The following is a 12,751-nucleotide window of genomic DNA, read 5'->3' on the forward strand; positions in this document are numbered from 1 at the left end:
AGCCTCTCCGGGTGCCCTTGGACCAGTCGTTCACCGGGCGGAGCTATCCGCCGCAGACCAGTTACGAAGTGAGCCGGGAGAAGATCCGGGAGTTCGCCGACGCGATCGGTGACGCGAACCCGGTCTACCGCGACCCGGAGGCGGCCCGCGAGGCCGGTCACCCCGACGTGATCGCCCCGCCGACGTTCCTCACGATCATCAACCTCGCCTCGATCAACGCGATCGTCGCCGACCCCGAGCTCGGCCTCGACTACTCGCGGATGGTGCACGGCGACCAGGGCTTCACCTACACGCGCCCGGTGTTCGCCGGTGACGTGCTCGAGGTGACCACCCACATCGACGCCATCATGGCCCGTGCCGGCAACGACTTCATCAACCTGCGTGCCGACATCACCGACGCCGCCGGCCAGAAGGTCTGCACCACCCGCGCTCAGCTGGTGGTCCGAGGGGAGAGCGCGTGAACACCGGCGACGAACTGCCCGCCCTCGAAGTCCGGATCACCCGCGAGCAGCTGGTGCGCTACGCCGGCGCGGCGCTGGACTTCAACCCGATCCACTGGAACGAGGCGTTCGCGAAGGACGTCGGCCTGCCGGACGTGATCGCGCACGGGATGCTGACGATGGCGATCGCGGGCCGCGTGGTCACGGACTGGCTCGGCGACCCGGCACGGCTGATCGACTTCAGCGCCCGCTTCACGCGGCCGGTCGTGGTGCCGAACACCCCCGAGGGGGCGGTGGTCGAGGTGACCGGGAAGGTCGCGGACGTCAAGGACGACGGGATCGCCCGGATCGACCTCGTGGTGAAGTTCGACGGCAAGACCGTGCTCGGGAAGCCGCAGGCCCTGGTCCGCCGCTAAGGCAGCTTCAGGACCGAAAGGACCGCGTCGGCCATGCCCTGCTCACCCCGCGCGTTGGGGTGCAGCGGGGCGGCCGGCGAGGCGGGCAGCAGCCCCTCGATCCAGCGCTTGTCCGACGCCGCGCACACGTCGTGGCCCTTGCCCGGGGTCGCCGTGTCGGCGTAGCCCGCGCGGTGGGCGTCCGCCTGGTCCTCCAGCATCTTGTTCAGCTTGCCCAGCGCGCCGCGGAAGTACTCGATGTCGCCCGCGCCGAACGGCAGGGACGGCCAGCAGCCGTTGCCGTCCGGCAGCACCGCCGGGTAGCCGACCACCACCACCTTGGCCTTCGGGGCCTTCTGGTGGATGCGGTCGAGCACCGCGGCGACCTTCGGGGCGGTGGCGTCGATCCGCTCGGCCAGCTCGTCGCGGCCGCCGGCGGTCAGGCGGTCGCGGCACGGGGACGCGTTCTCGTTCGTCGTCGCGCAGCCCGAGGCGTAGGAGAAGAACCCCACGTCGTTGCCGCCGATGCCGACCGTGACCAGCGTCGTCTCCGCCGTCACCGCGTCCAGCTGCGGCGGGTTCGTGCCGTTGCCGGTCTTCTGCGCCGCGCTGAGGTTCGCCGTCGTCGCGCCGCTGCAGCTGGCGTCGACGAACTGGGCCGGCTTCAGCTTCGCCGAGACCAGGTGCGGGTAGTTGCCGACCGACCGGTCGCAGCCCGCCGGAGTGCCCGCCTGGCGGCCGGTCCGCGGCGCGGACGTGTACGAATCCCCGAGGGCGACGTAGCGGCCGGAGCCGCCGCCGGTGTCCACGCCTTCCGGTGGCGCCGACGACGAACCGTGCTGCCACTTGTAGTACCCGAAGGCCAGCAACCCGACCACGAGCACGACCACCAGGCAGCCACCGCCGCCGCTCTTCTTCGCCACTTATTCGTTTCTACCCAAGCGGCCGCGCCGGCGGCCTAGTCAATCCGGGTGATCCGTTGCGCGAGCAGGTCGTTGACCAGCCCGGCCCCGGTTTCCGGGTCGTCCACGCTCACCAGCACCGTCCGGCCGTTCTCCAGGGCGAGCGCCAGCGCCGGCCCGCCGCGGACCTTGTACGCCGTCGTGCCGGTGACCGGGTTGAAGCGCAGGCCCAGCCCGCCGTCGCCGAACGTCGACAGCTCGCGCGCGGTCGCTTCCCGGATGCTCGCCAGCGCCAGGTGCCGCCACGGGACGCCGAGGAGGCCGAAGCGGATCGTCACGCCCTTGGCGTCCACGGACGCCGAGAGCCGGTACGTCAGCGCCGTCACGACCAGGCCGACCAGGGCGATCCAGGCGGCCGTCGCCCACGGCAGCCCGGTGGGCACGAGGGCGATCGCCACCGGGATCAGCGCCAGCGCCCAGAGCATCCCCGGGTTCGCCGCCCGGCCCGACCAGAACGCGCGCTGCCCGGGCCGCAGGCCGACGCTCGGCAGGCGCGCGGTCTCCTCCTGCACCGGCGCCGACGGCAGCCCGCCGACCAGCGCCGCCACGACGCCGACGGCCGCCGCGCCCAGCATGAAGAGCACGATGCCGGCGCCGCCGCGGGCCGCCTGCCAGTCCGGGACGTCGAGGTTCGCCACGAGCACCGAGAGCAGGACCGCGGCCGGCAGCGCGGCGAACCCGGCGCCCACCCCGACGGTCGGGCGTGGCAGCGGCCGCCCGCGGCGCAGCGCGGTGACCGCCGAAGCGGCCAGGAGCAGGACGGCGACGGTGCCGAGCCCCAGCGTCACGCCGGTGAACGTGCTGAGTGGCGTGTGTCCGTTCGGCGCGCTGCTCCAGTGCGTCGCGACCGGGTCGGGCAGCCGGCCCGCCCACACGTTCTCCAGCGCACCCGCGACGGCGAGCGCGGCGCCCGGCAGCACGGCCGTGGCGACCAGGACCCGGATCAGCTTGGTCATGAGTACTTCTCCTTCAACACCCCGGTGAGCTCGTCGAGGCCGACGCCCGCGCGCTTCGCCTCGCGGACCAGGTCCTCGGCCAGCTCGGCCAGCCGCGCCCGGGAGGACGCGCCGCCGATGACGACGGCGCCCCGGCGTCGCCGCAGGTCGATGAGGCCTTCGTCGCGAAGCAGCGCGTACGCCCGCAGCACGGTGTGGACGTTGATCTCCAGCGCCGCGGCCAGTTCCCGGGCGGGCGGCAGCTGCTGCCCGGGCGGCGGGTGACCGTCGGCCAGCGACCGGCGCAGCGACGCGGCCACCTGCTCGAAGAGCGGGTCCGTGGAGCTCGGATCGATTTGAACGAGCATAGTTCTAACTATAATAGAACAATGACGCCGTGCGCGAGACGTGCGTCACACTGAGGGTGGCTCAGTCGGAGATCAGTTCGCCGGCCAGCTCCAGGGCGTGGTCGACGTCCTTGGCCACGTAGTGCAGGTCGACGAGCACCTCGGAGATGCCCAGCTCGCGGGCGACGTCGAGGCAGGGGTGGACGTCGGCGGCCGTCTCGACGGCGGTGCCCTGGCGCGGGTTGATCCGCAGCACGCGCCGCAGGGTGTCCGGGTCGCGCCCGGCCTTTTCGGCCGCTTCCCGGGCCACCGACCAGAGCCCGGTGAGGTACTGCTCCGGCATCCAGCCGGCGAGCCAGCCGTCCGCGCGGCGGCCGATCCGGGCCAGCGCCGGCGGCGAGAACCCGCCGAGCAGCACCGGCGGGCGCGGCTCCTGCGCCGGGCGCAGCCCGACCGTCGACGGCGCGATCCGCCACTGCGGGCCCGTGTGCTCGGCCGGTTCGCCGGTCCAGAGCGCGTCGAGGGCGTCGAGGAGGTCGTCGAGCCGCTTGCCCCGGCCCTCCCACGGCACGCCGGTGGCGAAGTACTCCTCGCGCAGCCAGCCGAGCCCGAAGCCGACGTCGAGGCGGCCTTCGCTGGCCAGGTCGAGCGAGGTCAGCGCCCGGGCCAGCAGGACCGGGGAATAGACCGGGCCGGTCAGCGCGCTCATCCCGAGGCGGGCCGTGCGGGTCACCGCCGCCGCGGCCGCCAGCGTGGTGAACGGGTCGGCGAAGGTCTCGAACTCCCTGGGGTACGGGTGTTCCGGCGTCCCGCCGCCCGGGTAGAGGTCCGAAGGTGCCAGCGGCGTCAGGATCCGGTCGCCGACCCAGAGCGAGGCGAAGCCGAGGTCCTCCGCGGCCGTCGCGAAGCGCGGCACGGCGGCGGGGTCGGCGAGGGCGCCGTACTGGGGGAGCGCGAGGCCGAGCCGCATCGGAGCCCCCGCCGGACGGGGGGTGGTCGTCATGGCGGACATCCTGGCATGATCAGGAGGTCTGCGGGGAGTTTTCCGCAGGCCGGCCGGGGTACGGCGGTCGATCGGGGGGCGCGGTTGCGGGCTCCCGCGAGGCTTGCCGTAGACTTCGGGACTTGGAACGCACTACGGTCATCCCCGCCTGGATGGTGGGGACGATGGAATGCGTCCACCGGGGCTCCGAGCGATCGGGGCTCCACAGGGGTGTAGCTCAATTGGCAGAGCAGCGGTCTCCAAAACCGCAGGTTGCAGGTTCAAGTCCTGTCACCCCTGCGTAACGGAACTGGTGGAGCGGAGGAGTGGTCGTGAGCGACAGCGACGCCAGCGGCGGCGAGCAGGAGCAGGACGGCACCGGGCAGAAGCCCGAGAGCCCGTCCCGTCCCGTCACAGCCGCTGCCCGGCGTGAGCGCCGTGCGACCGCTCGTCCGGCGGGGAAGTCCGCGGCACGTGCGGACGACAAGACCCGCCCGGCCGGGAAGTCGGGGGAGAAGACCGCCCCCGACGCGAAGGGCGCTCCGACTCCGAAGCGCGACCAGAAGCCGAAGAAGGCCTCCGTGTTCGCGCGGCTGGTGCGCTTCATCCGCGAGGTCTGGGCGGAACTGCGCAAGGTCATCTGGCCCAACCGCAAGCAGATGGTCACCTACACCATCGTCGTGCTGGCGTTCGTGGTGTTCATGGTGGGCCTGGTGAGCGTGCTCGACCTGGCATTCAAGTGGGGCATCGGCAAGATCTTCGGCTGACGCGCCCCCGGCGCGCGCCGATGGGGCCCAGGTCCCGGCCTTGGCCCGCAATGATCAACTGAGAGGACGGAACGTGACCTCCGACAACGGCACAGCAGCCGGTCACGACCTGACCGAGCTTTCCGACGAGCAGGTGCACGCGGCACTCGGTGACGAGGAGTCCGCGCACCTCGAGCCCGTCGACGTGCCGGACGCCGAGGCCGACGACGACGCCGCTGCCGACGAGGCCGCCGCCTCCGGCGATGACGACGACGCTTCCGCCGACGACGTGATCGACGAGACCGGCGCCGAGCCCGCCGCGGACGACGAGGACCCGGTCGCCAAGCTGCGTTCCGAGCTGCTCGCCGCGCCCGGCGAGTGGTACGTCGTGCACTCCTACGCCGGGTACGAGAACAAGGTCAAGACCAACCTCGAGACCCGCACCCAGACCCTGGACGTCGAGGACTACATCTTCCAGATCGAGGTCCCGACCGAAGAGGTCACCGAGATCAAGAACGGCCAGCGCAAGCAGGTGCAGCGCAAGGTGCTGCCCGGCTACATCCTGGTCCGGATGGACCTGAACGACGCCTCGTGGAGCGCGGTGCGCAACACGCCGGGTGTCACCGGGTTCGTCGGCGCCACTTCGCGGCCGTCGCCGCTGACCGTGGACGAGGTGCTGAAGTTCCTCGCCCCGCAGGTCGAGAAGGAAGCCCCGGCCAAGGCCAGCAAGGGCGAGACCGCCGCGGCGGCGCCGCTCGGCGGCCCGGCCGTCGAGGTCGACTTCGAGGTCGGCGAGTCGGTCACCGTCATGGACGGCCCGTTCGCGACGCTGCCGGCGACGATTTCCGAGGTCAACGTCGACGGGCAGAAGCTGAAGGTCCTGGTGTCGATCTTCGGCCGGGAGACCCCGGTCGAGCTGTCGTTCAACCAGGTCTCCAAGATCTGACGGCCGGCCTTTTCGGCCGCAGTCCCCGCGTCCACGGCAGGTACGCGGGGAACGTAGTACAGGACAGGAAAAGAAATGCCACCCAAGAAGAAGAAGCTTGCGGCGATCATCAAGCTGCAGATCAAGGCGGGTGCGGCCAACCCCGCGCCGCCGGTCGGCCCCGCGCTGGGTCAGCACGGCGTCAACATCATGGAGTTCTGCAAGGCCTACAACGCCGCGACCGAGTCGCAGCGCGGGGACGTCGTCCCGGTCGAGATCTCCGTGTACGAGGACCGGTCGTTCGACTTCAAGCTGAAGACGCCGCCGGCCGCGAAGCTGCTGCTGAAGGCCGCGGGCGTGGAGAAGGGCTCCGGCGAGCCGCACAAGACCAAGGTCGCCAAGGTCACCTGGGACCAGGTCCGCGAGATCGCCAAGACCAAGGAGACCGACCTCAACGCGCACGACATCGACCAGGCCGCGAAGATCATCGCCGGCACTGCTCGTTCGATGGGCATCACGGTCGTCGACGCCTGACGTTTGCCGCTCTACCCGTGGGAGAGCCGAGTGCTGGCTCGTCACCACACTGATCCATTCTCGAAGTTAGGGACAGAAGCATGACCAAGCACAGCAAGGCTTACCGCCAGGCTGCGGAGCTCATCGACAAGGCGCGCCTGTACGCGCCGCTCGAGGCCGCGAAGCTGGCGAAGGAGACCTCCAAGACCAAGATGGACGCGACCGTCGAGGTCGCGATGCGTCTCGGTGTGGACCCCCGCAAGGCCGACCAGATGGTCCGCGGCACCGTGAACCTGCCGCACGGCACCGGTAAGACCGCCCGCGTCATCGTCTTCGCCCTCGGCGACAAGGCCGCCGAGGCCGAAGCCGCCGGCGCGGACGCGGTCGGCACCGACGAACTGATCGAGCGCATCCAGGGTGGCTGGCTCGACTTCGACGCCGCGATCGCGACGCCGGACCAGATGGCCAAGGTGGGCCGCATCGCCCGCATCCTCGGCCCGCGTGGCCTGATGCCGAACCCGAAGACCGGCACGGTGACCCCCGCGGTCGAGAAGGCCGTGAAGGACATCAAGGGCGGTAAGATCAACTTCCGCGTCGACAAGCAGGCCAACCTGCACCTGGTGATCGGCAAGGCTTCCTTCGACACCGAGAAGCTGGTCGAGAACTACGCGGCGGCGCTGGACGAGATCCTCCGCGCCAAGCCGTCGTCGGCGAAGGGCCGCTACCTGAAGAAGGTCACCTTCACCACCACGATGGGCCCGGGCATCCCGGTCGACCCGCTGCGGACCCGCAACCTCCTCTCGGAGGAAGCGGCCGTCTGAGAACCTTATTCTGGTCAGGACGGCGCTACGGCACGCGACTTGCCCACATGAGGCGAACCTCGCGCCGGCCGACGGCTGAATAAGGTTCTGAGGCTGAGATCACCAGAAAGGGCGTCCCCGCTTGCTGCGGGGGCGCCCTTTCTTCGTGTCTGATGGACGGCATGCCGACTTTCGCGTCGTTCGACGGCCTCCGGTTGAACTACACGGTGTGGGAGGGCGACGGCGTCCACCGCCCGGTGCTGCTGCAGCACGGGTTCGCCGCGGACACGAACGCGAACTGGATCTCCACGGGCGTCGTCGCGGCCCTGCGCTCGGCGGGCTTCACGGTGATTTCCCTGGACGCGCGCGGCCACGGCCGCTCCGAGAAGCCGCACGACGAGTCCTGTTACGCCGACGACGCGATGGCCCGGGACGTCTCGGCGTTGCTCGACGAGCTGGGCCTCGACGAAGTCTCGATGGTCGGCTACTCGATGGGCGCGATCATCGCGCTGACGGCGACGGCGACGGACAAGCGCATCCGCTGCTTGGCCACGGGCGGCGTGGGCTCGGGCATCGTCGACTTCGGCGGCGTCGACCTGCGGGTGGTGAAGCCGGTCGAGATCGCTTCGGCGTTGCTGGCCGAGGACCCCGCCTTGGTCCCGCGGTCGGGCGTCCCGTTCCGCCTGCTGGCCGACGCGGTGGGCGGCGATCGCCGGGCGCTGGCGGCGGTGGCACTGGCGTCGCGGGAGGGGCACTTGGAGCTGTCGGCGATCGGGGTGCCGACGCTGGTGCTGGCGGGCGAGCAGGACCAGCTGGCGGCGGAGCCGGAGCGACTGGCGGCGGCGATCGCGGGGGCCCGGCTGGTGCGGATTCCGGGCGACCACATGACGGCGGTGATGTCACCGGCGTTCGCGGAGGCCCTGGTGTCGTTCTTGTCGGCGCCGCACCCGCGCTAACGGCTCGTCGGCGCCACGGTCGGGGCGCCGCTGCACTTGGCGGGCCCGATCGCGTGGCCGGTGATGAGCCACTGTCCCTTCTCGACCTTCGACACCGTGAACACGCCCAGTGCCGGCCCGCCGGTGACGGGGAAGGTGCAGGAATCGATCGTCACGGTGTCGCCGGGCAGCGGCTCCGAGATGCTCGACGGCAGGGATTCGGCGTAGTCGTTCTTGTTCGTCACCTGGGTGGCGAGGAATTCGACGGCCTTCTTGCAGTCGGCCTGGGCCGCGCTCTGCCGGAACGTCTGGGCGATGTCCTGCGCGAACTGGGTCTGGACGTCGCGCTGGCCCTCGTTCTGGAACCGGCCGCAGGCGTCGGCGACCCGGCCCTGGGCGATGTTGTGGTAGACCATCCGCACCGCTTCGTACGGGTTCGTCGAGAACACGTGGTTCGTGTGGTACTTCCCGCCGCCCTCTTGGGCGAGCTGGGCGGAGGTCTTGCCGGAGTCGTTGGGGAAGAAGTGGTTGTACAGCCACGTGCCCGCGACGCCGAGGATGATCAACGCCAGCACCCAGGCGAGGACCTTCTTGCCCAGCCAGGTCACCCACTTCGGCGCCCGGCGGCGCTCGACCGGGACCAGCTGGTAGCCCTCGGGGATCATCGGGGGCCGGCCGCCCTGGTGCGGCGCCGGCTGGGACGGTGGTGCCTGGACGACACCCGCGTCCGAGGTGGGGGCCGGTTGGGTGCCCTGCTGGGCCTGGGTGAAGCGCAGGTAGTCCTGGAACTGCTGGAACTGGCGGAACTGCGCCAGCTCGGCCGGGTCGGTCGGCGGCTGCGCGGACGTGCCGGACGGCTGCGGGAGCGCCGGGGCGCCCTGGACCGGGACGGGAGCGTTGCTGGGCGGCGGCACGGCCGGTGGCACGTTCGAGCCCGCCGGTTCGATTTCCGAGCCCGGCTTTCCGTCATCGCGCTGCTCCGCCACGTGACCATGATGCCTCACGTCGCCGGGAAGGTGGGGGTCGGCGAAGGCCTGTCGGCTTGACAAGGTATTCTCGATGACGGTTCTACCGAAGACCGCTGGTTTTCCCCGCCAACACGGGGAACGAAGGTCCCGCACTCGCCGGGCGGCCCGCGCAGGAGGAACGAGGCCGGGCACCCTGGTGCCCGATGACGCCCCGCGCCTGTCTGCGCGAGGGCGTTTCGTCGTTTGAGGGCTCCTCGAAAGCCAGTGGAAACACTAGCCAAGAGAGGAGGCGACCCATGGCGAAGCCCGACAAGGTGGCGGCCGTCGCCGAGATCGCGGAGAGCTTCCGCACCAGCTCGGCCACCGTCGTTACCCAGTACACCGGCCTCTCCGTGTCACAGCTGTCCCAGCTGCGCCGCGCTCTCGGCACCAGTGCCAAGTACCGGGTCGCGAAGAACACCCTGGTCAAGCGGGCGGCCGAGGACGCCGGCATCCAGGGTCTCGAGGACCTGTTCGTCGGCGCGACAGCCATCGCCTTCGTCGAGGGTGAAGCTGTCGACGCCGCCAAGGCGCTTCGCGACTTCGCGAAGGACAACAACGCGCTTGTGATCAAGGGCGGCTACATGGACGGCAAAGCGCTGTCCGTGGACGAGATCAACCGGATCGCCGATCTCGACAGCCGTGAGGTCCTGCTCGCCAAGGCGGCGGGCGCGTTCAAGGCGAAGCTGTCCCAGGCCGCCGCGCTGTTCCAGGCGCCGGCGTCCCAGGTCGCCCGCCTGGCTGCCGCGCTGGAGGAGAAGCAGCGCAACGCCGCCGGTACCGAAGCAGCCGAAGCACCCGCCGAGAGCTGAACCACCCCCACCCCGAACGTCTAGTTCGTTTTTCTGAGAGGAAGCCATCATGGCGAAGCTGAGCACCGCCGAGCTGATCGACGCCTTCAAGGAGCTGACCCTCCTCGAGCTGTCCGAGTTCGTGAAGGAGTTCGAAGAGGTCTTCGACGTCACCGCCGCCGCGCCGGTCGCCGTCGCCGCTGCCGCCCCGGGTGCCGCCGCTGCCCCGGCCGCCGAGGAGCAGGACGAGTTCGACGTCGTCCTCGAGGGCGCCGGCGACAAGAAGATCCAGGTCATCAAGGTCGTCCGCGAGGTCGTCTCGGGCCTGGGCCTGAAGGAGGCCAAGGAGCTGGTCGAGGCCGCTCCCAAGGCCCTCCTGGAGAAGGTCGACAAGGAGGCCGCCGAGGCCGCCAAGGAGAAGCTCGAGGCCGCGGGCGCCAAGATCTCCATCAAGTGATTTCCGGCGCGCAAGCGCCTCCGCGAACGGGCGGGCACCCACTCGGGTGCCCGCCCGTTCCGTTTTGCCGGGAAAGTCCGGATGTTGCGCCGGCCGCCCCGGCCGCGACTGATGACCATGACCGACCCCGAGCACCTCGAGCTCCTCGCCCAGCAGTTGACCGACCGCCAACTCTGCACGCTCTCGCTGCCGGCCGTGGTCGCGCCCGTGGTGTTCCTGCTGGTCGTCGCCGCTCTCACCGTCATCCCCTAGGACCTGTGTCCGATTGGCCCCGGGCCCCCGAATCGTGGGTTCAGGGGCCTGAAGAACTGCGTGGTTGGCCCGAATGGACTACCGTGCTGCCCATTGGCGATCACGGCGGGATGACGATGAACCCGGGGCTGGCCAGAAAAGAAAACTGGTGAGTAACCTAATCGCACTCAGCTCGTTGCACCTGGTTGACGCGGGTTCGTGGGCGCCACCGGCCCACATCCGCCGCCGGCGTGGGTGGCAGGGTGTGGCAGCGGGCGCAATGACGCGGAACAGCTCCTGGAGGTGCGATGGGTGCCGAGGTGGTCATCGAAGGTCTGACGAAGTCCTTCGGTAAGCAGACCATCTGGCGGGACGTCACGTTGACGCTCCCCCCGGGCGAAGTGTCGGCCATGCTCGGCCCGTCAGGGACCGGCAAGTCGGTTTTCCTCAAGTCGATGATCGGGCTGCTCAAGCCCGACCGCGGCCGCTGCGTGATCAACGGTGTCGACATCGTCACCTGCTCCGAGCACAAGCTCTACGAGATCCGGAAGCTCTTCGGCGTCCTCTTCCAGGACGGCGCGCTATTCGGCTCGATGAACCTCTACGACAACGTCGCCTTCCCGCTGCGCGAGCACACGAAGAAGTCCGAGACGGAGATCCGCCGGATCGTCCTCGAGAAGCTCGACATGACCGGTCTGAACGGCGCCGACAAGAAGCTCCCGGGCGAGATCTCCGGCGGGATGCGCAAGCGCGCCGGCCTGGCCCGCGCCCTGGTGCTCGACCCCGAGATCATCCTGGTCGACGAGCCGGACTCGGGCCTCGACCCGGTCCGCACCACCTACATCTCGCAGCTGTTCCTCGACGTCAACGCCCAGATCGACGCGACCTTCCTGATCGTCACGCACAACATCAACCTGGCCCGCACGGTTCCGGACAACCTGGGCATGCTCTTCCGCAAGGAACTGGTCATGTTCGGCCCGCGCGAGGTGCTGCTGACCAGCGAAGAGCCGGTCGTCAAGCAGTTCCTCAACGGCAAGATGCAGGGCCCGATCGGCATGTCCGAGGAGAAGGACTCCGCCCAGATGGCCGCCGAGCAGGCGATGTTCGACGCCGGCCACCACGCGGGCGGGGTCGAGGACATCAGCGGGGTGCCGCCGCAGATGCAGACGACGCCGGGCGTGGCGACCCGGATGGGCGCGGTCCGCCGCAAGGACCGGGTCATGGAGATCATGCACCGGCTGCCGCCGGCCGCGCAGGAAAGCATCATCGAGTCGCTGAGCCCGGAGGAGCAGCGCCACTACGGCGTGCGCCCGCACCGCGGCCAGCCGCAGCAGGTCGGGGCGCGCCCGCAGGGTGACGGCGTCCCGAACCAGCACCACGGGCAGTTGCCCGCCGACCAGGTGGCCCGGATCCCGGGCGGCGGCCAGCCGCCGAGACCCGGCACGCACCGGATGCCACCGCCACGCGACAACGGGCCAGGTGGCCGGTGAGTTCTCCCGCAACACAGGCGAAGATCCCCGGGATCGGCATGCTCCGCGAGACCGGGAACCTGTTCGCTCTCGGCCTGGACATCGTCCGCGGCCTGTTCCAGAGGCCCTTCCAGCTGCGGGAGTTCATCCAGCAGTCCTGGTTCATCGCGAGCGTGACCATCCTGCCGACGGCCCTGGTGGCCATCCCGTTCGGCGCGGTCATCTCGCTGCAGTTCGGCTCGCTCGCCCGCCAGCTGGGCGCGCAGTCCTACACCGGCGCGGGCTCCGTGCTCGCCACCGTGCAGCAGGCCAGTCCGCTGGTCACCGCGCTGCTGGTGGCGGGCGCGGGCGGCTCGGCCGTCTGCGCCGACATCGGCGCCCGGACCATCCGCGAAGAGATCGCCGCGATGGAGGTGCTCGGCGTCTCCGCGGTCCAGCGGCTGATCGTCCCGCGCACCCTCGCCATGATGCTGGTCGCGCTCCTGCTCAACGGCATGGTCAGCGTCATCGGCGTGCTCGGCGGCTACTTCTTCAATGTCGTGCTGCAGGGCGGGACGCCGGGCGCATACCTGGCGAGCTTCTCCGCCCTCGCGCAGCTTCCCGACCTGTGGGTCGGTGAGATCAAGGCGCTGATCTTCGGGTTCATCGCCGCCGTCGTCGCGTCCTACCGGGGCCTGAACCCCTCCGGCGGCCCGAAGGGCGTCGGGGACGCGGTGAACCAGTCGGTGGTCATCACGTTCCTGCTGCTGTTCGTCGTGAACTTCGTGATCACCCTGATCTACCTGCAGATCGTGCCCGGAAAGCTGGACTAGCGCC

At 70.2% G+C, this 12,751-nt stretch carries 17 protein-coding genes and 1 tRNA gene; 13 read left to right on the plus strand and 5 right to left on the minus strand.

All coding sequences use genetic code 11. The features are described from left to right. Positions 1-11 precede the first annotated feature (11 nt). Positions 12-461: a MaoC family dehydratase N-terminal domain-containing protein gene (locus ACWEVN_RS01605; protein ID WP_449682154.1), complete on the plus strand. Its 450-nt coding sequence runs from the start codon at positions 12-14 to the stop codon at positions 459-461. After that, on the plus strand, positions 458-856 hold the full coding sequence (locus tag ACWEVN_RS01610) for a MaoC family dehydratase (RefSeq protein WP_449682153.1): 399 nt from the start codon (positions 458-460) through the stop codon (positions 854-856). The genes ACWEVN_RS01605 and ACWEVN_RS01610 overlap by 4 nt, the downstream gene beginning before the upstream one ends. Here ACWEVN_RS01610 and ACWEVN_RS01615 read toward each other — a convergent pair. The 4 genes from ACWEVN_RS01615 to ACWEVN_RS01630 all read right to left on the minus strand — a co-directional run bounded on the left by ACWEVN_RS01615 (position 853) and on the right by ACWEVN_RS01630 (position 4,082). Continuing rightward, on the minus strand, positions 853-1,758 hold the full coding sequence (locus ACWEVN_RS01615; RefSeq protein WP_452049834.1) for an SGNH/GDSL hydrolase family protein: 906 nt from the start codon (positions 1,756-1,758) through the stop codon (positions 853-855). The two genes, ACWEVN_RS01610 and ACWEVN_RS01615, sit on opposite strands and share 4 nt — an antisense overlap. A 35-nt stretch (positions 1,759-1,793) precedes the next feature. Beyond that, complete coding sequence (locus ACWEVN_RS01620) at positions 1,794-2,753, minus strand: hypothetical protein (RefSeq protein WP_452049835.1); 960 nt, start codon at positions 2,751-2,753, stop codon at positions 1,794-1,796. Continuing rightward, the gene (locus ACWEVN_RS01625; RefSeq protein WP_449675922.1) at positions 2,750-3,100 is read right to left on the minus strand and encodes a GntR family transcriptional regulator; all 351 of its coding nucleotides are present in this window, start codon (positions 3,098-3,100) and stop codon (positions 2,750-2,752) included. The genes ACWEVN_RS01620 and ACWEVN_RS01625 overlap by 4 nt, the downstream gene beginning before the upstream one ends. 61 nt (positions 3,101-3,161) lie before the next feature. Further along, positions 3,162-4,082, minus strand: a complete 921-nt coding sequence (locus ACWEVN_RS01630; RefSeq protein WP_452049836.1) for a TIGR03619 family F420-dependent LLM class oxidoreductase — start codon at positions 4,080-4,082, stop codon at positions 3,162-3,164. 206 nt (positions 4,083-4,288) lie between these two features. On the opposite strand from ACWEVN_RS01630, the gene ACWEVN_RS01635 reads away from it, so the two are divergent. The 6 genes from ACWEVN_RS01635 to ACWEVN_RS01660 all read left to right on the plus strand — a co-directional run bounded on the left by ACWEVN_RS01635 (position 4,289) and on the right by ACWEVN_RS01660 (position 8,001). After that, a tRNA-Trp gene (locus tag ACWEVN_RS01635) sits at positions 4,289-4,361 on the plus strand. Positions 4,362-4,387: 26 nt separating this feature from the next. Beyond that, positions 4,388-4,828, plus strand: a complete 441-nt coding sequence (gene secE, locus ACWEVN_RS01640; RefSeq protein WP_449682149.1) for a preprotein translocase subunit SecE — start codon at positions 4,388-4,390, stop codon at positions 4,826-4,828. 73 nt (positions 4,829-4,901) lie between these two features. After that, a complete protein-coding gene (gene nusG, locus ACWEVN_RS01645; protein WP_449682148.1) occupies positions 4,902-5,753 on the plus strand; it encodes a transcription termination/antitermination protein NusG in 852 nt (283 codons plus the stop codon). 75 nt (positions 5,754-5,828) lie between these two features. Then, on the plus strand, positions 5,829-6,266 hold the full coding sequence (rplK, locus tag ACWEVN_RS01650; protein ID WP_043781763.1) for a 50S ribosomal protein L11: 438 nt from the start codon (positions 5,829-5,831) through the stop codon (positions 6,264-6,266). A gap of 80 nt (positions 6,267-6,346) precedes the next feature. Continuing rightward, positions 6,347-7,066, plus strand: coding sequence for a 50S ribosomal protein L1 (rplA, locus tag ACWEVN_RS01655; RefSeq protein WP_452049837.1), 720 nt, complete (start codon positions 6,347-6,349; stop codon positions 7,064-7,066). 161 nt (positions 7,067-7,227) lie between these two features. Then, a complete protein-coding gene (locus ACWEVN_RS01660; RefSeq protein ID WP_452049838.1) occupies positions 7,228-8,001 on the plus strand; it encodes an alpha/beta fold hydrolase in 774 nt (257 codons plus the stop codon). On the opposite strand, the gene ACWEVN_RS01665 is transcribed toward ACWEVN_RS01660, so the two are convergent. Further along, on the minus strand, positions 7,998-8,966 hold the full coding sequence (locus tag ACWEVN_RS01665; RefSeq protein ID WP_452049839.1) for a hypothetical protein: 969 nt from the start codon (positions 8,964-8,966) through the stop codon (positions 7,998-8,000). The genes ACWEVN_RS01660 and ACWEVN_RS01665 overlap by 4 nt on opposite strands. Before the next feature lie 278 nt (positions 8,967-9,244). Here ACWEVN_RS01665 and rplJ point away from each other — a divergent pair, with 278 nt between their 5' ends. From rplJ to ACWEVN_RS01690, 5 genes are all read left to right on the plus strand, one after another. After that, positions 9,245-9,799: a 50S ribosomal protein L10 gene (rplJ, locus tag ACWEVN_RS01670; RefSeq protein ID WP_091303982.1), complete on the plus strand. Its 555-nt coding sequence runs from the start codon at positions 9,245-9,247 to the stop codon at positions 9,797-9,799. A 49-nt stretch (positions 9,800-9,848) separates the two neighbouring features. Continuing rightward, on the plus strand, positions 9,849-10,235 hold the full coding sequence (gene rplL / locus ACWEVN_RS01675; RefSeq protein ID WP_310967803.1) for a 50S ribosomal protein L7/L12: 387 nt from the start codon (positions 9,849-9,851) through the stop codon (positions 10,233-10,235). Positions 10,236-10,352: 117 nt separating this feature from the next. After that, positions 10,353-10,487, plus strand: coding sequence for a hypothetical protein (locus ACWEVN_RS01680; protein WP_310967802.1), 135 nt, complete (start codon positions 10,353-10,355; stop codon positions 10,485-10,487). Positions 10,488-10,774: 287 nt separating this feature from the next. After that, positions 10,775-11,956: an ABC transporter ATP-binding protein gene (locus ACWEVN_RS01685; RefSeq protein ID WP_086842345.1), complete on the plus strand. Its 1,182-nt coding sequence runs from the start codon at positions 10,775-10,777 to the stop codon at positions 11,954-11,956. 38 nt (positions 11,957-11,994) lie between these two features. Continuing rightward, entirely contained in the window at positions 11,995-12,747 is a 753-nt protein-coding gene (locus tag ACWEVN_RS01690) for an MlaE family ABC transporter permease (protein ID WP_003060268.1), read from the plus strand. The last annotated feature ends 4 nt before the right edge of the window (positions 12,748-12,751 follow it).

The organism is Amycolatopsis sp. NPDC003861 (genome assembly GCF_053605405.1).